General features: G+C 61.9%; 20 protein-coding genes. 10 read left to right on the plus strand and 10 right to left on the minus strand.

Annotated features, from left to right (window positions below; all coding sequences use genetic code 11):
* The first annotated feature begins 74 nt into the window (after positions 1–74).
* Positions 75–578 carry a pantetheine-phosphate adenylyltransferase gene (coaD, locus tag V6590_RS01265; protein WP_335418351.1) on the plus strand — a complete coding sequence of 168 codons (504 nt, stop codon included), beginning with the start codon at positions 75–77 and terminating at the stop codon, positions 576–578.
* Positions 579–581: 3 nt separating this feature from the next.
* On the opposite strand, the gene V6590_RS01270 is transcribed toward coaD, so the two are convergent.
* Positions 582–746 carry a hypothetical protein gene (locus tag V6590_RS01270; RefSeq protein ID WP_335418354.1) on the minus strand — a complete coding sequence of 55 codons (165 nt, stop codon included), beginning with the start codon at positions 744–746 and terminating at the stop codon, positions 582–584.
* 187 nt (positions 747–933) lie between these two features.
* Positions 934–1,935 carry a type I glyceraldehyde-3-phosphate dehydrogenase gene (gene gap, locus V6590_RS01275; RefSeq protein ID WP_335418357.1) on the minus strand — a complete coding sequence of 334 codons (1,002 nt, stop codon included), beginning with the start codon at positions 1,933–1,935 and terminating at the stop codon, positions 934–936.
* Positions 1,936–2,149: 214 nt separating this feature from the next.
* Here gap (V6590_RS01275) and V6590_RS01280 point away from each other — a divergent pair, with 214 nt between their 5' ends.
* On the plus strand, positions 2,150–3,232 hold the full coding sequence (locus V6590_RS01280) for a transporter substrate-binding domain-containing protein (protein WP_335418362.1): 1,083 nt from the start codon (positions 2,150–2,152) through the stop codon (positions 3,230–3,232).
* Between the two features lie 44 nt (positions 3,233–3,276).
* On the plus strand, positions 3,277–4,278 hold the full coding sequence (locus V6590_RS01285) for a transporter substrate-binding domain-containing protein (RefSeq protein ID WP_335418366.1): 1,002 nt from the start codon (positions 3,277–3,279) through the stop codon (positions 4,276–4,278).
* Positions 4,279–4,522: 244 nt separating this feature from the next.
* Here the strand turns inward: V6590_RS01285 and V6590_RS01290 are convergent, their stop codons facing one another.
* Together V6590_RS01290 and gap (V6590_RS01295) are read right to left on the minus strand one after the other, a co-directional pair.
* The gene (locus V6590_RS01290) at positions 4,523–4,666 is read right to left on the minus strand and encodes a hypothetical protein (RefSeq protein WP_335418369.1); all 144 of its coding nucleotides are present in this window, start codon (positions 4,664–4,666) and stop codon (positions 4,523–4,525) included.
* 11 nt (positions 4,667–4,677) lie between these two features.
* Positions 4,678–5,682, minus strand: a complete 1,005-nt coding sequence (gap, locus tag V6590_RS01295) for a type I glyceraldehyde-3-phosphate dehydrogenase (RefSeq protein WP_335418372.1) — start codon at positions 5,680–5,682, stop codon at positions 4,678–4,680.
* A 208-nt stretch (positions 5,683–5,890) separates the two neighbouring features.
* On the opposite strand from gap (V6590_RS01295), the gene V6590_RS01300 reads away from it, so the two are divergent.
* Positions 5,891–6,844: a DUF808 domain-containing protein gene (locus V6590_RS01300; protein ID WP_335418375.1), complete on the plus strand. Its 954-nt coding sequence runs from the start codon at positions 5,891–5,893 to the stop codon at positions 6,842–6,844.
* 69 nt (positions 6,845–6,913) lie between these two features.
* On the opposite strand, the gene tkt is transcribed toward V6590_RS01300, so the two are convergent.
* Positions 6,914–8,929, minus strand: coding sequence for a transketolase (tkt, locus tag V6590_RS01305; protein WP_335418378.1), 2,016 nt, complete (start codon positions 8,927–8,929; stop codon positions 6,914–6,916).
* Between the two features lie 234 nt (positions 8,930–9,163).
* Between tkt and V6590_RS01310 the strand changes: the two genes are divergently transcribed.
* Both V6590_RS01310 and V6590_RS01315 read left to right on the plus strand, forming a co-directional pair.
* Positions 9,164–10,066 carry a coiled-coil domain-containing protein gene (locus V6590_RS01310; RefSeq protein WP_335418380.1) on the plus strand — a complete coding sequence of 301 codons (903 nt, stop codon included), beginning with the start codon at positions 9,164–9,166 and terminating at the stop codon, positions 10,064–10,066.
* Positions 10,059–10,433 carry a cell division protein ZapA gene (locus V6590_RS01315; RefSeq protein WP_335418383.1) on the plus strand — a complete coding sequence of 125 codons (375 nt, stop codon included), beginning with the start codon at positions 10,059–10,061 and terminating at the stop codon, positions 10,431–10,433. The genes V6590_RS01310 and V6590_RS01315 overlap by 8 nt, the downstream gene beginning before the upstream one ends.
* A gap of 65 nt (positions 10,434–10,498) precedes the next feature.
* On the opposite strand, the gene grxD is transcribed toward V6590_RS01315, so the two are convergent.
* The 4 genes from grxD to purL all read right to left on the minus strand — a co-directional run bounded on the left by grxD (position 10,499) and on the right by purL (position 13,663).
* Positions 10,499–10,858: a Grx4 family monothiol glutaredoxin gene (gene grxD / locus V6590_RS01320; RefSeq protein WP_335418387.1), complete on the minus strand. Its 360-nt coding sequence runs from the start codon at positions 10,856–10,858 to the stop codon at positions 10,499–10,501.
* Between the two features lie 66 nt (positions 10,859–10,924).
* The gene (locus V6590_RS01325) at positions 10,925–11,137 is read right to left on the minus strand and encodes a hypothetical protein (RefSeq protein WP_335418390.1); all 213 of its coding nucleotides are present in this window, start codon (positions 11,135–11,137) and stop codon (positions 10,925–10,927) included.
* A 6-nt stretch (positions 11,138–11,143) separates the two neighbouring features.
* Complete coding sequence (locus tag V6590_RS01330; protein WP_335418393.1) at positions 11,144–11,386, minus strand: BolA/IbaG family iron-sulfur metabolism protein; 243 nt, start codon at positions 11,384–11,386, stop codon at positions 11,144–11,146.
* 117 nt (positions 11,387–11,503) lie between these two features.
* Positions 11,504–13,663, minus strand: a complete 2,160-nt coding sequence (gene purL / locus V6590_RS01335) for a phosphoribosylformylglycinamidine synthase subunit PurL (protein ID WP_335418395.1) — start codon at positions 13,661–13,663, stop codon at positions 11,504–11,506.
* Between the two features lie 184 nt (positions 13,664–13,847).
* Between purL and V6590_RS01340 the strand changes: the two genes are divergently transcribed.
* From V6590_RS01340 to V6590_RS01355, 4 genes are all read left to right on the plus strand, one after another.
* Positions 13,848–14,240: an MAPEG family protein gene (locus V6590_RS01340; RefSeq protein ID WP_335418398.1), complete on the plus strand. Its 393-nt coding sequence runs from the start codon at positions 13,848–13,850 to the stop codon at positions 14,238–14,240.
* A 43-nt stretch (positions 14,241–14,283) separates the two neighbouring features.
* Positions 14,284–14,646 (plus strand): YciI family protein, encoded by a 363-nt coding sequence (locus tag V6590_RS01345; RefSeq protein ID WP_335418400.1) that lies wholly within the window; start codon positions 14,284–14,286, stop codon positions 14,644–14,646.
* A gap of 117 nt (positions 14,647–14,763) precedes the next feature.
* Positions 14,764–15,114, plus strand: a complete 351-nt coding sequence (locus V6590_RS01350) for a YciI family protein (protein ID WP_335418403.1) — start codon at positions 14,764–14,766, stop codon at positions 15,112–15,114.
* The gene (locus V6590_RS01355) at positions 15,111–16,310 is read left to right on the plus strand and encodes an RNA polymerase sigma factor (protein WP_335418405.1); all 1,200 of its coding nucleotides are present in this window, start codon (positions 15,111–15,113) and stop codon (positions 16,308–16,310) included. The genes V6590_RS01350 and V6590_RS01355 overlap by 4 nt, the downstream gene beginning before the upstream one ends.
* A gap of 223 nt (positions 16,311–16,533) precedes the next feature.
* Here V6590_RS01355 and V6590_RS01360 read toward each other — a convergent pair whose 3' ends face one another.
* The gene (locus V6590_RS01360) at positions 16,534–17,427 is read right to left on the minus strand and encodes a LysR family transcriptional regulator (protein WP_335418408.1); all 894 of its coding nucleotides are present in this window, start codon (positions 17,425–17,427) and stop codon (positions 16,534–16,536) included.
* Positions 17,428–17,541: the final 114 nt, after the last annotated feature.

Here is a 17,541-nt window from a genome sequence, read left to right on the forward strand (position 1 = left end):
CGCGGCGCTTTCGCCCTTGCAAAGCGCCGCGCAATATTGTTGCGTGCACGCGGGACAGTCAGAGGGGGACACCCATGCGCATCGGCCTTTATCCGGGAACCTTCGATCCCATCACGCTGGGGCATGTCGATATTATCCAGCGCGCCATGCAACTGGTGGATCGGCTGGTGATCGGCGTAGCGATCAACCGTGACAAGGGTCCGCTCTTTTCGCTGGAAGAACGTGTCGCCATGGTCGAGGCCGAATGCAGTGCCATCGCCGCCCAGACCGGTGGCGAAATCGTCGTGCATCCGTTTGAAAACCTGCTGATTGATTGCGCCCGCGATGTGGGCGCCGGGGTCATCGTGCGCGGTCTGCGCGCCGTGGCCGATTTCGAATATGAATTCCAGATGGTCGGGATGAACCGGGCCCTGGATGCCAGCATCGAGACCGTCTTCATGATGGCCGATGCCCGCCGTCAGGCCATCGCGTCGAAACTGGTGAAGGAAATTGCCCGGCTGGGCGGCGACGTGTCGAAATTCGTCACGCCGCCGGTGCAGGCCGCGCTGGTGGCGCGGCTGGGATCGCGTCAGGGCTGAGCTTTAGCGGCCATAAACCGATTCATGGGCGATGCGATGGGCGTCGCCCGGATAGATGTTCAGATCCAGAGCCACATCCAGCGGCATCCGCGCGATTTCATCGCGGGTTCTGGCATAGCGGGCGTGCTTTTCGGCCGCCGATTTCAAACGCTCGATCAGTTGGGTCATTTTTCTTGTCCTTTCCACAATTCCGTGGCGTCCATGGCGGGCCGGATGCCTGCCATGCTGCCAAGATGGGCGGGAATGGTGGCGCTAACAAGGGGACATGCTGCAATGCGGCATTGCGCGGGGCGCATGGCAACCGTCAAGCAAAAAGGGCACCCGAAGGTGCCCTTGTGCCGTAAAATCAAGATGTTCAGATCAACTTGCCCATGGCAACCGCCGTATCTGCCATGCGGTTCGAGAAGCCCCATTCATTATCATACCAGGATAGGACCGACACGAAGGTGCCGTCCATCACCTTGGTTTGATCCATATGGAAAACCGAGGAATGGGGGTCGTGGTTGAAGTCAACCGAGACATTCTTGAACTTCGTATAGCCGAGAATGCCTTTCAGCGGGCCATTGGCGGCGGCTTCGATCGCGGCGTTGATCTCCTCCACGCTCGTCGCGCGCTTGGCGAGGAATTTCAGATCCACGACCGAAACATTCGGGGTCGGCACGCGAATGGCGAAGCCGTCCAGCTTGCCCTTCAGTTCGGGCAGAACCAGACCCACGGCCTTGGCGGCCCCGGTAGATGTGGGGATCATCGACAGCGCGGCCGCGCGGCCACGATAAAGATCCTTGTGCATCGTATCCAGCGTCGGCTGATCACCGGTGTAGGAATGGATGGTGGTCATCATCCCCTTTTCGATGCCAATCACGTCGTTCAGCACCTTGGCCACGGGCGACAGGCAGTTGGTGGTGCATGAGGCATTTGAAACGACCAGATCGGCGCTGGTCAGCGTGTCATGGTTCACACCGTAAACGATGGTCTTGTCGGCGCCATCACCGGGGGCCGAAATCAGCACCCGCTTGGCGCCGTTTTCCAGATGCGCGAGGCATTTTTCCTTGCTGGTGAAAATGCCGGTGCATTCCATCACCACATCGACATCCGACCAGGGCAGATCGGCGGGGTTGCGCAAGGCAGTGACACGCATCGGGCCACGGCCCACATTGATCCAGTCTTCGCCGGTGGTGACTTCAACCGGGAAACGGCCATGCACGCTGTCAAAACGCAGCAGATGGGCATTGGTTTCCACCGGACCCAGATCGTTGATCGCCACCACCTCGATATCGGTGCGGCCCGATTCGATGATGCCGCGCAGCACGTTGCGTCCGATCCGGCCAAAGCCGTTGATTGCCACTTTCACCGTCATGCGTCTCTCCTGATGACATGGGCAGCCATGCCGGGGGCAGGGCCGCGAATCTGCGGGCCAATGGTAGCGCTAACATGACGCGAATCGCAAAAAACGCAACCGGAACTTTCACCGCTGGCAGGAAAACCGGGGCCAATGCTGCACTTGTCAGGCGACTTGACCCAAGGGGCAGAATACGGGAATTTACCAACAACTAAATCTGGGGGTATCTATCGTGAAACGGTCCATTCAGGCGCTTTGTGGCGCCACTGCAATCATGTGCCTTGCTCAGGCTGCACAGGCGGAAACCTGCGGCGGCGTTTACGTTGTTCAGCCGGGGGACAGCCTCTCGGTCATTGCCGACTCGCTGTACAAGGATGCCGGGAAATGGACGGCCATCCACCAGAACAACATCGACAAGATCGGACCGCGCCCAAACAACCTGACTGTCGGGATGAAGTTGCAGCTTCTGTGCATCAACGGCCTTCCAACCGGATTGGAAGGCGGCACTCCGGTGGCGGAAGCCGCCCCCGCCGTGATCGAGGCGCCCGTCGTCATTCCCGGAACCGGTGCAAGGGTTGAACGGATCAATCTGGTGACCGGCGATGACTATGCCCCCTTCACAGACCGCAAGCTGGACAAGGGCGGGCTGCTGACCGAACTGGTGCAGCGCGCGATGGAAGAGGCTGCCCCTGCAGAAGGGTTTGCGATCCATTGGGTGAATGACTGGGACAGCCACCTGCCGACGCTGCTGGAACAGGGGCTGGTGGATATGTCATTCCCCTGGTCGGAACCGGCCTGTGAAATCCTGCCGGATGACTATCGCTGCCAGACTTTCCTGTTCTCGGACCCGCTGTTTGAAGTTCTGGAACTCGCCTATCATGACACGTCGCGCCCGGTGACCTTCGACAAGGACGCGGATATGGAGGGCAAGACCCTGTGCCGGGTTTCGGGTTATTCCACCCATGAACTGGACAAGGATGGCCGCAACTGGGTGAAGGACGGCAAGGTCAAGCTGGAGCGCCCCGACAAGGTTGCCGACTGCTTCCAGATGCTGGTGGATGGCAAGGTTGATCTGGTTCAGATCGACGAATTTTCCGGCAAGGCTGCGATCAAGGAACTGGGCATGGGCGACCAGATCGCCGCATTGCCGCGACCGATCAGCGTTGAACCGCTGAACGTGCTGATCCACAAGGGCAATCCGCGGGCAGCCGAACTGCGTGATACCCTCAATCGCGGGCTTACCAAGCTGAAGGAAACTGGCGAATACCAGCGGATCGCAGGCGAGCATCTGTCGCGCTTCTGGTCGGGGCAGTGACCATGGCGGGTTCTGTACGAGGGCTCGGGCGCGTTTTTCCCCTGATGGTCGGGGCTGCCCTGTGTTGGGGCAATCTCGCTCAGGCGCAAAGCTGTGATACGACCTATGTCACGCAAGAGGGCGACACGCTGACCACCCTGGCGGATCGCTTCTATGGCGAAGCCGGGCAATGGTCGCTGATCTATTACGCCAATATCACCGGGTTTACCGGCGGGCCGACCAATATTGCAGCTGGAACCAATCTGTATATCCCCTGTGTGGAAGGGCAAGCCAAGCCCGACCCCGCACCTTTGCAGCAGACCGGGGCAGAGTTGCGCTTTCTGACCGGGGCCCTGCCGCCGTTGCTGACCGATCCGAACGGTACCGGTGGCGGCATGGTGACCGAAATCATCAATGCGGTGATGGAAGAAACGCCCAACCCCGTGCCCTATGCAGTGGATTGGAACCCCGATTGGGCGGCGCATGGCCCAGCATTGTCGGCCATGCAGGCGGATATGGGCTTCCCTTGGGTCAAACCCGATTGCGAGGGCAACCCTTCGGATGCGCGCTGCACCTCATACCATTGGTCTGATCCGGTATTCGTGCTGCCAATCCAGCTGTTTGTGCTGCAGGGATCCGGCATGGGATTTGCCAGCGATGCCGATCTGGCAGGCAAGACGCTGTGCCTGCCGGAAGGTGCCGAAGCGGCCTATCTGGATGCAAACGGGCGCAACTGGCTGAAGGACGGCACCATCACCGTGACCCGGGCTGCCGATATGGCCGAATGTTTCGGGGCATTGGTTGAAGGCCGGGTGGATGCCGTGCCCGATGACATCTTTTCGGGGGCCAAGCGGGTGATCGACATGGGGTTGAAGGGCAGGGTTCTGCCGCTGGAGCGCCCCGTTGGCACCCAGTCGCTGCATGTGGTCATTGCCAAGGCCCATTGGCGCGGCACGACCCACCTGTATCGGGTGAATGCCGGTCTGGCGGCAATCCGTGGGGCGGGGCGGTATGATGAAATCGTCAACCGCCATCTGGGCCTGTACATGGAAAGCCTGAAGCGTTGAACACATGATCCCCGCGCCCTGTCAGTTCGGGCGCGGGCGGATCAAGCCGCAGTTTCTCCTTCTGGCCGGAGATTGTGAATGCTGAAGGGGTATATTGGCCCTTCTGCTGTCAGGGCCATGGGTCTGCCACCTGCTACCGTGCATGGGATGGGTCTGGAGCCAGAACCGGTTTGCTCTGGTCACAGGGTGCGGCGCTCGGATTGAACGCCCCGGATAGCTGGCTCCAACGCGCGGTTAGGCCAGGCTAGCGCCAGAAGATCAGATATTCCGTCAAATCCTGCAATTTACGCGCCAGAAACAGCAAAGCGTCCCCACCATTGGCGAGGACGTCAAGCGCGATCAGGGCGCAGATGATCAGCCCAAGGGCAAATGCGATACGGTCGGACACGACCCCTCCGGTTACTGGAGGAGCCGCCCCACAACGCCGGCCACATCGGCCATGCGGCAAGAGAAGCCCCATTCATTGTCATACCAGGCCAGCACGCGCACCGTGCGCTTGCCGACGACCTTGGTCTGGTCAGGGGCGAAGATAGACGAATGTGAAGTGTGATTGAAGTCGATCGACACTTTCGGCTCGGGGTCATAGGCCAGAACCATGCCCATGTAACCGGCAGCAGCCTCGCGGACGATTTCGTTCACGTCGTGAACCGTCACATCCTTGCCTGCCACGAAGGTCAGATCGACGGCGCTGACATTCGGGGTGGGAACGCGGATGGCGGACCCGTCCAGCCTGCCGGCCAGTTCGGGCAGCACTTCGCCAATCGCCTTGCCGGCCCCGGTCGAGGTGGGGATCATCGCCATGGCGGCGGCGCGGGCGCGGTACAGATCCTTGTGGCGGCGGTCCAGCGTCGGCTGATCGCCGGTATAGCTGTGGATCGTGGTCATGATGCCGCTTTCGATGCCGATGGCATCGTTCAGCACCTTGGCCAGCGGGGCCAGGCAGTTGGTGGTGCAGCTTGCATTCGACACGACCAGATGTTCGGGCAGCAGGCTACGGTGGTTCACGCCATAAACCACCGTCAGATCGGCGCGTTTGGCAGGGGCGGAGACCAGCACGCGCTTTGCGCCACGGCCCAGATGGACAGCAGCCTTTTCGCGTTCGTTGAACTTGCCGGTGCATTCCAGCACCACATCGACGCCTTCCCAATCCAGCTCTTCGGGATTGTAAGTGGACATGACGCGGATCGGGCCACGCCCCAGATCCATCGTATTGCCATCAACCTTCACCGTGCCCGGAAACCGGCCATGCACCGAATCGTATTTCAGCAGATGGGCATTGGTCTCGATCGGGCCGGTGGCATTGATGGCCACGACCTGCACGTCATTGCGCCCCGATTCTGCGATATGCGCCAAGGTGCAGCGCCCGATGCGGCCGAAGCCATTGATCCCGATGGTGATGGTCATGTCTCGCGTCTCCGTCTGTCTCAGCCCCGCGCCAATTGGCAGGGGCTATAGCCTGTCACGCTGCCACCGCAAAGCGCAAAAGCGACGTTTTTTCAGTGTGTTAGCGCAAACTTTCGGTGTTTTCGCTAACATCTTCGCGACTGCAGCACCTTTTCGCCCGGGTCGCGCTGGTCTAGTCTGCCCGGGCAACATTGCAAGGATGGCGGGAATGAGTGGATTGCTGGCACTGCTGGACGATGTGGCGGCGATTGCCAAGGTGGCGGCGGCGTCGATTGATGATGTGGCAGCCGCAGCGGCCAAGGCTGGATCAAAGGCCGCCGGGGTGGTGATCGACGATGCGGCGGTGACGCCGAAATATGTGCATGGGTTTTCGGCGGATCGTGAGTTGCCGATCATCTGGCGCATCGCCATGGGCAGTCTGAAGAACAAGCTGATCATCCTGCTGCCGGGGCTTCTGTTGCTGAATGCCTTTGCACCGTTCCTGATCACGCCGCTTCTGATGATCGGGGGTGCTTACCTGTGCTTCGAAGGGGCCGAAAAGGTGCTGCATATGTTCGCGCCCCATGCCGATGCCGAGGTCGAGGCGGATTTCGACACCAAGGATCCTGCGCATCTGGAGGAAGAAAAGGTCGCAGGCGCGATCAAGACCGATTTCATCCTTTCCGCCGAAATCATGACCATCGCGCTGGCGGCGATCCCTGCCAGCACGATCTGGATGGAGGCGATCACGCTGGCGCTGGTCGGCACGATCATCACGGCTGCGGTGTATGGGGCGGTGGCGCTGATCGTGAAGATGGATGATGTGGGCCTGCATATGGCCAAGGGCAGCACAGGCGCTGGCCGGGCCATCGGGCGCGGGCTGGTTGCGGGGATGCCCAAACTGATGGCCTTTCTCTCCGCCGTCGGCACCTTGGCGATGCTCTGGGTGGGTGGGAATATCGTGATCCACGGCCTGCATGAACTTGGCCTCCACGAACCCTATGGCACGATTCACCATCTGGCCGAGCTTGCCGCCCATGCCATGCCTGCCAGCCTGCAAGGCTTTGTGACCTGGCTGGTGACGGCGGCCTGTGATGGCGTGCTGGGGCTGGGGCTTGGTCTGTTGATCGTGCCGCTGGTGACGCGCGTTCTGATGCCGATGATGGGCAAGGCCGCACACTAAGCCCGGCCAGAGCCAAAACAAAAAGGGCCGCGAGATGCGGCCCTTTCGTTTTTTCGGCTCAGCGCCGGATCAGAGCAGCGCCTTGGCCTTGGCCACGGTCGCTTCGGCGGTGATGCCGAATTCCTGATACAGGCGTTCTGCCGGGGCCGAAGCGCCGAAAGAGGACATGCCGACGAAATCGGCCTTGGCTTCCTTGCCACGCTCGCCCAGCAGCCAGCGATCCCAGCCCATGCGCACACCGGCCTCGATGGCGATGCGGGCGGGGCCTGCGGGCAGAACTTTCTTGCGATAGGCCTCATCCTGCGCTGCGAACAGTTCCATGCAGGGCATGGAGACGACACGGGTGCCGATGCCTTCGGCCTCCAGCATGTCGCGGGCCTTCAGCGCGATTTCCACCTCGGTGCCGGTGGCGATCAGGATGACCTGACGCTTGCCGGTGGCTTCGGCCAGAACATAGGCGCCCTTGGCGGTCAGGTTCTGGTTGGTATGGGTCTTGCGCACGGCGGCGACGCCCTGGCGGCTGAGCGCCATGACCGAAGGCGTGGTCTTGGTCGAGAGCGCCAATTCCCAAGCCTCAGCCGTTTCCACCAGATCGGCGGGACGGAACACCCAGGTGTTCGGGGTGGCGCGGCTGATCGCCAGATGCTCGACCGGCTGGTGGGTCGGGCCATCTTCGCCAAGGCCGATGCTGTCATGGGTCATGACATAGACCACCGGCACCTGCATCAGCGCCGACAGGCGCATCGACGGGCGGGCATAATCGGTGAAGCACATGAAGGTGCCCGAATAGGGCCGCACGCCGCCATGCAGCGCCATGCCATTCATCGCGGCGGCCATTCCGTGTTCGCGGATGCCCCAGAACACATAGCGCCCCTTGCGGTTGATCGGGTCGAAGATGCCCAGATCGGGGGTCTTGGTGTTGTTGGACCCGGTCAGGTCAGCCGAACCGCCAATGGTTTCCTGCATCACCGGGTTCACGGCGGCCAGAACCAGTTCCGAAGCCGAGCGGGTGGCGAGTTTTTTCGGGGCCTCGACCGCCGCCTTCTTCACGCCACGAATGGCCCCGCCCAGCTTGGCAGGTGCGTCACCGGCAAAGACGCGAGCGAATTCGGCCTGTTTCGCGGCAGAGAGGCTGGCCAGACGCGCTTCCCATTCGGCGCGGGCAGCAGCACCCCGGGCGCCGGTTGCCTCCCATGCGGCCTTTACATCGGCAGGGATATCGAACGGGCCGTGGTCCCAGCCATAGACGGCGCGGGTATCGGCAATCAGCTGTTTGTCCGTCAGCGCGCCATGGCCCTTCGACGTGTCCTGCGCCGATGACCCAAGGGCGATATGGGTCTTGCAGGCGATCATGGCCGGGCGGGGCGAGCGTTTGGCCATGTCGATGGCCGCGTCGATCGCGATGGGATCATGGCCGTCACATTCGAACACATCCCAGCCGCTGGCGGCGAAACGGGCCTTCTGGTCGGTGATGTCAGCGATTTCCACCTTGCCGTCGATGGTGATGCCGTTGTTGTCCCACAGCACGATCAGCCGCGACAGCTGGTGCTTGCCCGCGATCCCGATGGCTTCCTGGCTCACACCTTCCATCAGGCAGCCGTCGCCTGCGATGACATAGGTGTAGTGATCCATCACCTTGGAACCCCACCGGGCGCGCAGGGATTCCTCGGCCATGGCAAAGCCCACGGCGTTTGAAATGCCCTGGCCCAGCGGGCCGGTGGTGGTTTCCACACCTTCCAGATGGCCATATTCCGGATGGCCTGCGGTGCGGGCACCCCATTGGCGGAAGTTCTTCAATTCCTCCAGCGTGGCCTGCTTGTAGCCCGTCAGGTGCAGCAGGCTGTAGATCAGCATCGACCCATGCCCTGCCGACAGGATGAACCGATCCCGGTCGGGCCAGTTGGGGGCTGCGGGGTCGAATTTCAGATGCTTTTCGAACAGAACCGTTGCCACATCGGCCATGCCCATCGGCATGCCGGAATGGCCCGAATTCGCCGCCGCCACCGCATCAAGCGTCAGCACGCGGATCGCGCAGGCTTTCTTCCAATGGGCGGGGTGCTGGGCACGCAGGGTCGCAATATCCACGAGGGCTGATCCTTGTTGCTGACAAGCTTTCGCCCCGGTCCATACCAGCCCTTTCGGCAAGATCAAGCTGGCTTGGGGGATTTTGCGGCAACTATCTGACGGGAAAGGCCCTTGGCATCGGGGGCGCAATCGGCGCAATCTTGGAACCAGAGTCGCACGGGCACAATTGCGCGCGATTCGCGAATTTGCCAACGGCCCGTGGGGGCGCGGCCACAAGCGGAAGGCAGGACAGGCATGGAAGATTTGGCAGGGCTGGAAAGACGCGTCCTGGCTGCGCTGGACCGGATCGATGCGGGGTTGACGCGGCAGCGGAGCGGGGGACCTTCGACCGATGAAGGCGCAGCACAAGCTCTGACTGCCGCACAGGCCCGCATTTCCGAACTGGAGGCTGATGCTGCCGCCTTGCAGGCGCGTCTGGATGAAGCAACCGCGCGGATCACTGAAGTGCAGGCAGCCCCTGCGACAACAGATGTAACGGGGCTGGAGGCCGCTTGGACCGAGGCCAAGGCGCGTATTGCAGAGCTTGAAGCTGCGGCAACGCCGGATGTGTCGGCGCTGCAAGTGGAATTGGCTGCGGCGAAAGACCGGATTGCCGAGTTGGAAGCCGCCGCTGCACCTGATGCGTCCGTGTTGGCCGCGGAACTGGCCGAGGCCCGGGCTCGGATTGCCGAACTGGAGGCCGCGCCTTCGGCGGATAACTCCGGCCTTGAGGCCGCATGGGTCGAGGCCAAGGCCCGGATCGCAGAACTTGAAGCAACCTTGGCGGCGGCCCCCGCGCCAGACGGTGATCTGGCGGCAGCCCAGGCGCGCATCAAGGAGCTTGAATCCGTTGCAACGGCGCCCATCCAGCCCGATGTCGTGGCCGCGCTGGAAGAGCGCATCGCGCAACTGACCCGTCAGCTGGACGTGCAGGGCGTCGAGGTCCACCGGATGCGCAAAAGCACGATCCAGCTGCGCGAGGCGTTGCGGATGATCCGCGAACAGCAATCGACCGGGGTCGAGGCGCATCTGCTCAATAAGGCCATGTTGGCCGAGCTGGAAGCCCTGCGCGCTGCGCGCTCCTCCGAGGCGGCCGAACTGGACGAAATCGTTGCCGAACTCTTGCCCATTGTGACAGCGGAGAAAGTCGATGCCTGAGGTGGATATCCATATCGGCGGCCGGGTGTTCCAGGTCGCATGTCAGGCCGGTGAGGAGCATTTCCTGCGTGCCGCTGCCAGCCTGCTCGATGCCGAGGCGCAGTTGCTGGTTACCCAGATGGGGCGCCTGCCGGAAAGCCGCATGCTCTTGATGGCGGGGCTGATGCTGGCGGACAAGACGGCCGCATTGGAAGACGAACTGCGCCTGCTGCGCCAGAAGCTTGCCGAACTGGAGGCCCGGGCGACCCCGGCACCGGTGCGCATCGAAGTGCCGGTCATTCCGCCGCAGGTCGCGCAAACCCTGGCCGAAATTGCCGCCCGCGCGGAAGCATTGGCCGAGCGGGTCGAAATGGAGCCCACAGCCTAGGGTCAGGCAGCTGCGCATGAAAAAGGCCCGCCAAGTGGCGGGCCTTTTGCGCACATACTGCGGGATCAGGCGTTGGCTTCGCGGATCTTGTCGGCGGCTTCCTTGTTGAAGGCCACGCCATTGGTTTCAAACAGTTGATCCAGCTCGCCCGAGATGGTCATTTCGGTCACGATGTCGCAGCCACCGACGAATTCGCCCTTCACATAAAGCTGCGGAATCGTGGGCCATTCCGAGAAATCCTTGATCCCTTGGCGGATCTCGGGATCGGCCAGCACGTTCACATCGGCGAATTCAACGCCCATGTAATTGAGGATACCCGCCACCCGGCTGGAGAAACCGCATTGCGGCATCATCTTGGTGCCCTTCATGAACAGCACCACGTCATTGGTGCTGATCGTCTCGCGGATCTGGTCCTGCGCGCTCATAGTTTCATTCCTTCGTATGTTGGAGCGAGGCTCCAGTCTCAAGAGGGAGGGGTTTGCGAGGCGGGTTCAGAGCCGTGACTGTGCCCGCGCGCTGATTTCTTCGTTCCGCAGCACAGCCAATTGAAATGCCGCGTGATCAATCGCCTCAGTCCCAAGGGCCGGGGCTTTCGGGGCCGGGCCTGCCAGCGGGCGATAGATGCTGCGCCGACGCTGCTGACTGGTCCAGATCAAGACCACGATCCCCGCCAACACAGCCAGAACGATGATCTTGAACGTCATCGCCCGTTACTCCGGCGCCTTGGTGGTCAGGGCCAGCGCGTGCAATTCGCCATGGGCCCCATCCATCTTGCCTTTCAGGCTGGCATAGACCGCACGCTGTTGCTGCACCCGGTTCATGCCCTTGAAGCTGGCGTCGATCACCTCTGCCGCCCAGTGATTGCCGTCGCCGGCGAGGTCGGTGATGGTAATTTTTGCCTCCGGAAAGCTTTCCCGGATCAGCGCCTCGATATCCTTGCCTTCCATGGGCATGATGGGCCTCCTGTCCTTCACGATCAATCTAGGGCGGGCCGGGCCGGGCTGCAAGGCGTGACTGGCAGGTCACGCTTGCGGGCCAGGGTGGCACGCCCGTTCGGGCAGGGTGGCGGCTTACTCGATGGCTTCGGCAAAGGCCCCGCGATAAAGCGCTGACAGATCGGCCAGCGGCGCAGAGGCCGCACCAAGCGCCACACGATCCCCGCCAAACCGGCCCACCCGCTGCACGGCGACACCGGTGGTCAGGGCGGCGGCCTCGATGGCGGCGGCGCTGTCTTCCGAAACGCCAAGCAGATAGCGGGCCTGATCTTCCCCGAACAGCGTCGGGATATCACCGGCATCAAGCGCCAGACCAAGCCCCGCGCCCTCGGCCATTTCAAACGCCGCCAGTGCAAGGCCGCCATCGCCCAGATCGGTGCAGGCGCGGATATGGGCGCGCATCGCGCGGATGAAATCGCCGTTGCGCTTCTCTACCTCCAGATCGACCGCAGGCGCATCGCCCTCTTCGATCCCGAAGGCTTCTGCCAGCAGGGCCGACTGGCCCAGATGCCCGAAGGTTTCACCGATCAGCAAAGCCACATCGCCTGCGACCGGTTGACCCGCGATCAGCTCATCCAGGTTGCGCAGCAGGCCCACGGCGCCTATGGTCGGGGTGGGCAGGATCGGTTGGCCGTCGGTTTCATTGTAAAGCGACACGTTGCCCGACACGATGGGCATGTCGAGCGCACGGCAAGCCTCGCCGATGCCCTGCAGCGCACCGACGAACTGGCCCATGATTTCGGGCTTTTCGGGGTTGCCGAAATTCAGGTTGTCGGTGGTGGCCAGCGGCAGCGCGCCCACGGCAGTCAGGTTGCGATAGGCTTCGGCCACGGCCTGACGGCCACCCTGCACCGGATTGGCCTTCACATAGCGCGGGGTCACGTCGCTGGTGAAGGCCAGGGCCTTGCCCGAGCCATGCACCCGCACCACGCCCGCCGCCATGCCCGGACGGATCACCGTATCGGCACCGACCTGGCTGTCATACTGTTCCCAGACCCAGGCCTTGTGGGCATAGGTCGGGCTGCCGATCAGGGCGCGCAGCGCCTCGATGGCGCCGATCTCCGGCACAGCGCCCAGCGGGGCCGCAGCCGGGGTTTCCACCCAGGGGCGGTTGTATTCCGGCGCGCTGGACGACAGTTTCGACAGCGGCAGATCGGCCTTCACCTCATTGCCATGCAGGATCAGGAAGCGGTCTTCGGGAATGGTTTCGCCCACAATGGCAAAATCGAGATCCCATTTTTCAAAGATCGCGCGGGCCACGGCCTCTTTCTCCGGGCGCAGCACCATGAGCATACGCTCCTGGCTTTCGGACAGCATCATTTCATAGGCGGTCATCGCCGCCTCGCGCTGCGGAACCTGATCCAGATTGAGCCGGATGCCAAGGCCGCCCTTGTCGCCCATTTCCACTGCCGAACAGGTCAGCCCGGCCGCGCCCATATCCTGAATGGAGATGACGGCCCCGGTCTGCATCAGTTCCAGACAGGCCTCGAGAAGGCGTTTTTCGGTGAAGGGGTCGCCAACCTGCACGGTCGGGCGCTTTTCCTCGATGCTTTCGTCGAATTCGGCGCTGGCCATGGTGGCCCCGCCCACGCCATCGCGGCCGGTCTTGGCCCCCAGATAGACGACAGGCATGCCCACGCCTGATGCGGCGGAATAGAAGATCTTGTCGGCATCGGCCAGACCGGCGGCAAAGGCATTCACCAGACAGTTGCCATTATAGGCGCGATGGAAGCGCACTTCGCCCCCGACGGTCGGCACGCCGAAGGCATTGCCGTAGCTGCCGATCCCTTCGACGACGCCCTTCACCAGATGGCTGGTCTTGGGATGGCTGGGCAGACCGAAGGACAGCGCATTCATCGCCGCAATGGGGCGCGCGCCCATGGTGAACACATCGCGCAGTATGCCACCCACGCCGGTAGCTGCCCCCTGATGGGGTTCGATGTAAGAGGGGTGGTTGTGGCTTTCCATCTTGAAGATGACTGCCTGACCATCGCCGATATCCACCACACCGGCATTTTCGCCCGGGCCGCAGATCACCTGCGGGCCAGTGGTCGGCAGCTTGCGCAGATGCACCTTCGACGATTTGTAGGAACAATGTTCGTTCCACATGGCCGAAAAGATGCCCAGTTCTGTGAAGGTCGGTTCGCGCCCGATGATGTCAAGGATGCGCTGATATTCGTCGGGTTTGAGGCCATGCGAAGCGATCAGCTCGGGGGTGATTGCGGGTTCGGTCATGGCTTCCCTCATCTCTGACTGGCGTGCCCGCCTCATAGGGCAATCGCATCGGGGGTGAAAGGTGGGCCGCTAGCCGCGCCCCCAACTTTTTTCGCCGCGGGGCAGTTTTTTTGCAGCCCCTTGTCGAAATCGGCGAAGGTCAGACGTCCTTGGGACATCGGAAACGCAAAACACAGGATTTGCCATGACCACACTTGCCGTGACCCCGCTCTATGCACTGCCGCTGGCCGCGATATTTCTGGTGCTTTGGTTCAATGTGACACGGACCCGGGCCGCGCTGAACATTTCCATCGGGGATGGCGGCAATGACAGCCTGCATGAACGCATCCGCTGCCACGGCAATTTCGTGGAATGGGTGCCGATGCTGCTGATCCTGTTGATCGTGGCCGAACTGGTCGGGGCAGGGGCATTCTGGCTGCATCTGGCTGGCGGACTGACGGTGCTGGGCCGTGTAGCGCATCCCTTCGGGTTGAAGGCGCGTCAGGCGACCCATGTGATGCGCATTGTGGGCAACAGCACCAATATCGCGGCCTTGCTGATCCTGATCGTGCTGCTGGCGCTTGCCCTGCCGCTGTAAACCGACCTGCCTTTACCTTCCATGACCCCAAAGGAGACGGATGATGCAATACATGGCCCTGATCTACACCGACCCTGCGCTTGAACCCGCTTGGGGCACCCCCGAATTCGACGCGATGATGCAAGGCTATTTCGCTGTGAACGAGGCCCTGAAAGCCGCAGGCCATCTTGTGGCCGGTGATGGGCTGCAGGGCGTCGAGACCGCCGTGTCGCTGCGCATTCGTGGCGGCAAGGTGGAAACCATGGATGGCCCTTTCGCCGAAACCAAGGAACATCTGGGTGGCTATTACATCATGGATGTGCCCGATCTGGACACCGCCCTGAAATATGCCGCGATGATCCCCTCGGCACCTTATGGCACCATCGAATTGCGCCCGGTGATGGATTACAATCCGGCAGGCAATTGACATGAGCCAGACCCACCCCCGCTTGCAGCAACGCGGATGCTGCACGGATGCTGGCGCTTGCGCCGCCATTGTGAACCGAATTTCCAATCTCTTTTCACAAACCACAGGAGACTGCTGATGAAATACATGGTTCTGCTTTACGGTAATCCTGCCGATGACCCTGTGCCGGGCACCCCGGAATTTGAGCCCTGGATGGAAGAGTTCATGACGCTGGACAAACGTATGGCCCATTTTGCGATGGTCCTGTCAGGCGAAGGTCTGCAAGGTGTGGAAACCGCGACCTGCTTGAAGATGCGCAATGGCAAGGTGGAAACCATGGATGGCCCCTTTGCGGAATCGCGGGAGCATCTGGGGGGCTATTACCTGATCGAAGCGGCCAGCCTGCACGATGCGCAGGCATTTGCCGCCGCCATTCCGATCGCTCGCACAGGTACGGTCGAAATCCGCCCGGTGATGGATTATTCGTGACAGCGGCCACAGCGCTCGCGGCGCTGATACGGCAGGATCAAGGGCGGCTTCTGGCCGCCCTTGTGGCGCGGATCGGTGATTTCTCCCGTGCGGAGGAAGCGTTGCAAGAGGCCTTGGCCTCGGCCCATGTGCATTGGGGGCGGGCTGGTGTGCCGTCAAACCCGGTGGCATGGCTTTTGCGCGTCGGGCTGCGCAAGGCGATTGACGGCTATCGCCGCGAGGGACGAGAGACGGAAAAGGCACGCAATCTGGCCCCCTTGCTGCGCCAGGAGGCCGATCTGGCCGAAGACATCGCGGATGAGCGGTTGCGGCTTATCTTCACCTGTTGTCATCCGGTCCTGGATCGCAAAAGTCAGGTGGCGCTGACCTTGCGCTGCATTGCGGGTTTGACGACCGCACAGATTGCCGCCGCCTTTCTGGATGCCGAACCGACGATGGGCCAGCGTCTCAGCCGGGCCAAGGCGCGTCTGGCGCAGGCAGGGGTGGGGTTCGTCGTGCCTGGTCCAGAAGCCTGGACTGCGCGTCTGGGGGCGGTGCTGGATGTCGTCTATCTGGTTTTCAATCAAGGCTATCACCAGGGTCCGCGCGCAGGTTGCGGACTGTGCGAAGAGGCGCTGTTTCTGGCGCGGCTGCTTGTGACGCTGTGCCCCGATCAGGCGGAGGTGGAGGGGATACTCGCGCTCATGGCTCTGACCCATGCAAGGCGAGCTGCCCGGATCGGCAGCGATGGGGCGCTGGTGCCGCCCGCCGAACAGGATCGCACCTTGTGGGACGCGGCCTTGCTGGCCGAAGGGCAGCGCCTGCTGGAGGCAGCCCTTCCGCGCCGGGCGCCAGGTCCGTTTCAGATCAAGGCGGCGCTGGCGGCCTGTATCATGGCCCCCGAAGGCCCGGACTGGCGACAGAGCCTTGCACTATATGACGCGCTGTTGCGGTTTGAACCTTCGCCCGTGATCGAGCTGAACCGCGCCGTTGTGCTGATGGAACTGGGGTTGCTGGAAGCGGCTGATGCCTTGGTTGCAAGCCTGCAGGCCGATCTGGCCTGCTATCAGCCGCTGATGGCCGTTCAGGCCGAACTTCATGCACGTCAGTCCCGCTGGGCCGAGTCGCGCAGCGCCTATGCCGCCGCCATCGCCGCCGCACCCTCTGCTGCGGATGCCTTGTTTCTGCGCAAACGGCTTTCTGCGCTGCCGCATTGACCGGCAATCGAAAAAAACCGCCCGAAAAACAAAAAAAAGGCCGAGCAGAAGCTCGGCCCAAGTCCAACAGGGAGGTATGAAGATTGTGGGAGAGTGTCTCAACCACCGTCTTCATGGCGGGATTTAGGCATGGCGGTGATTCCGTTCAAGCCAAATCATGCTGCATACGCAGCATGCCCGCCATGCGCCCGATGCATAGCTGGGGCGCAATTTGTGCAAGTCATTAAGATATATGGGATTTACGGAATTGCATGATCTCTTCCGTCACAAAGTCGCGGAAGGCGGCCACACGCTTGGAATGCCGCAGCTCCTCGGGATAGGCGAGGAAGACCGGCACTTCGTTGGATTCCACTTCGGGCAACACGCGTTGCAGATGCGGGAAGTCTTCGGTGACGTAATCGGGCAGCACGCCGATCCCCAGATGGCTCAGGACACCCTGCAGCACGCCGAAATAGTTGTTCACCGTCAGGGTTGACGGAATGTCATAGCTCATGAGCTGCGCCACCAGATTGGCACCGGCTGCCACCTGGGCCGTGCCTGCATGCTGGCAGATCAATCGATGGGCGCTGAAATCGGCCATGGTTTCGGGCATGCCGTGATCCGCCAGATATTCCGGCGTCGCATAAAGGCGCATCCTGATGTTCATCAGGCGGCGGCGGATCAGGTCGGCCTGACTGGGTTCCTTCATGCGAATGGCCACATCAGCCTCGCGCATGGGCAGATCGAGCACGCGTTCTTCCAGCATCAGGTCGATCTTCAGGGCCGGATACTTCTTGTAAAGCGCGGGCAGGCGCGGCGCGAGCCAGAGTGTGCCGAAGCCGGTGGTCGTGGTCACCCGCAATTCGCCGAACACCTCATCCTCGCTGTCGCGGATACGGGCTGCTGCCGCATCGAGCCGCTTCACCATTGCGGTGGTGGCATCGAACAGCAATTCGCCCTGTTCAGTCAGAATCAGCCCCCGCGCATGGCGGTGGAACAGCGTGACATTCAGGCTTTCCTCCAATGCACGAATTTGCCGGCTGACAGCCGATTGCGACAGATGCAGCGTATCGCCCGCATGGGTCAGGCTGCCCGCATCCGCCACCGCGTGAAATATCCTGAGCTTGTCCCAATCCATCGCGCAACTCTTGTTCGTTTCTTTGACGCTAACATCGCTGTCCCTACATAGAGAGGAAACCGCACCTGTAAACATTACAATCATGCGATTTTCCGCTTTGTAGGTCAGTAATTG

The sequence above is a fragment of the Gemmobacter denitrificans genome (assembly GCF_036964905.1).
GTDB classification, from domain to species: domain Bacteria; phylum Pseudomonadota; class Alphaproteobacteria; order Rhodobacterales; family Rhodobacteraceae; genus Gemmobacter; species Gemmobacter denitrificans.

What these genes read in the sequence shown, in the direction of transcription:
- coaD (WP_335418351.1), top strand. Translation starts at nt 75, where the DNA reads ATGCGCATCGGCCTTTATCCGGGAACCTTCGATCCCATCACGCTGGGG.
- V6590_RS01270 (WP_335418354.1), bottom strand. Translation starts at nt 746, where the DNA reads ATGACCCAACTGATCGAGCGTTTGAAATCGGCGGCCGAAAAGCACGCC.
- gap (WP_335418357.1), bottom strand. Translation starts at nt 1,935, where the DNA reads ATGACGGTGAAAGTGGCAATCAACGGCTTTGGCCGGATCGGACGCAAC.
- V6590_RS01285 (WP_335418366.1), top strand. Translation starts at nt 3,277, where the DNA reads ATGGTCGGGGCTGCCCTGTGTTGGGGCAATCTCGCTCAGGCGCAAAGC.
- gap (WP_335418372.1), bottom strand. Translation starts at nt 5,682, where the DNA reads ATGACCATCACCATCGGGATCAATGGCTTCGGCCGCATCGGGCGCTGC.
- V6590_RS01300 (WP_335418375.1), top strand. Translation starts at nt 5,891, where the DNA reads ATGAGTGGATTGCTGGCACTGCTGGACGATGTGGCGGCGATTGCCAAG.
- V6590_RS01310 (WP_335418380.1), top strand. Translation starts at nt 9,164, where the DNA reads ATGGAAGATTTGGCAGGGCTGGAAAGACGCGTCCTGGCTGCGCTGGAC.
- V6590_RS01315 (WP_335418383.1), top strand. Translation starts at nt 10,059, where the DNA reads ATGCCTGAGGTGGATATCCATATCGGCGGCCGGGTGTTCCAGGTCGCA.
- grxD (WP_335418387.1), bottom strand. Translation starts at nt 10,858, where the DNA reads ATGAGCGCGCAGGACCAGATCCGCGAGACGATCAGCACCAATGACGTG.
- V6590_RS01325 (WP_335418390.1), bottom strand. Translation starts at nt 11,137, where the DNA reads ATGACGTTCAAGATCATCGTTCTGGCTGTGTTGGCGGGGATCGTGGTC.
- V6590_RS01330 (WP_335418393.1), bottom strand. Translation starts at nt 11,386, where the DNA reads ATGCCCATGGAAGGCAAGGATATCGAGGCGCTGATCCGGGAAAGCTTT.
- purL (WP_335418395.1), bottom strand. Translation starts at nt 13,663, where the DNA reads ATGACCGAACCCGCAATCACCCCCGAGCTGATCGCTTCGCATGGCCTC.
- V6590_RS01340 (WP_335418398.1), top strand. Translation starts at nt 13,848, where the DNA reads ATGACCACACTTGCCGTGACCCCGCTCTATGCACTGCCGCTGGCCGCG.
- V6590_RS01345 (WP_335418400.1), top strand. Translation starts at nt 14,284, where the DNA reads ATGCAATACATGGCCCTGATCTACACCGACCCTGCGCTTGAACCCGCT.
- V6590_RS01350 (WP_335418403.1), top strand. Translation starts at nt 14,764, where the DNA reads ATGAAATACATGGTTCTGCTTTACGGTAATCCTGCCGATGACCCTGTG.
- V6590_RS01360 (WP_335418408.1), bottom strand. Translation starts at nt 17,427, where the DNA reads ATGGATTGGGACAAGCTCAGGATATTTCACGCGGTGGCGGATGCGGGC.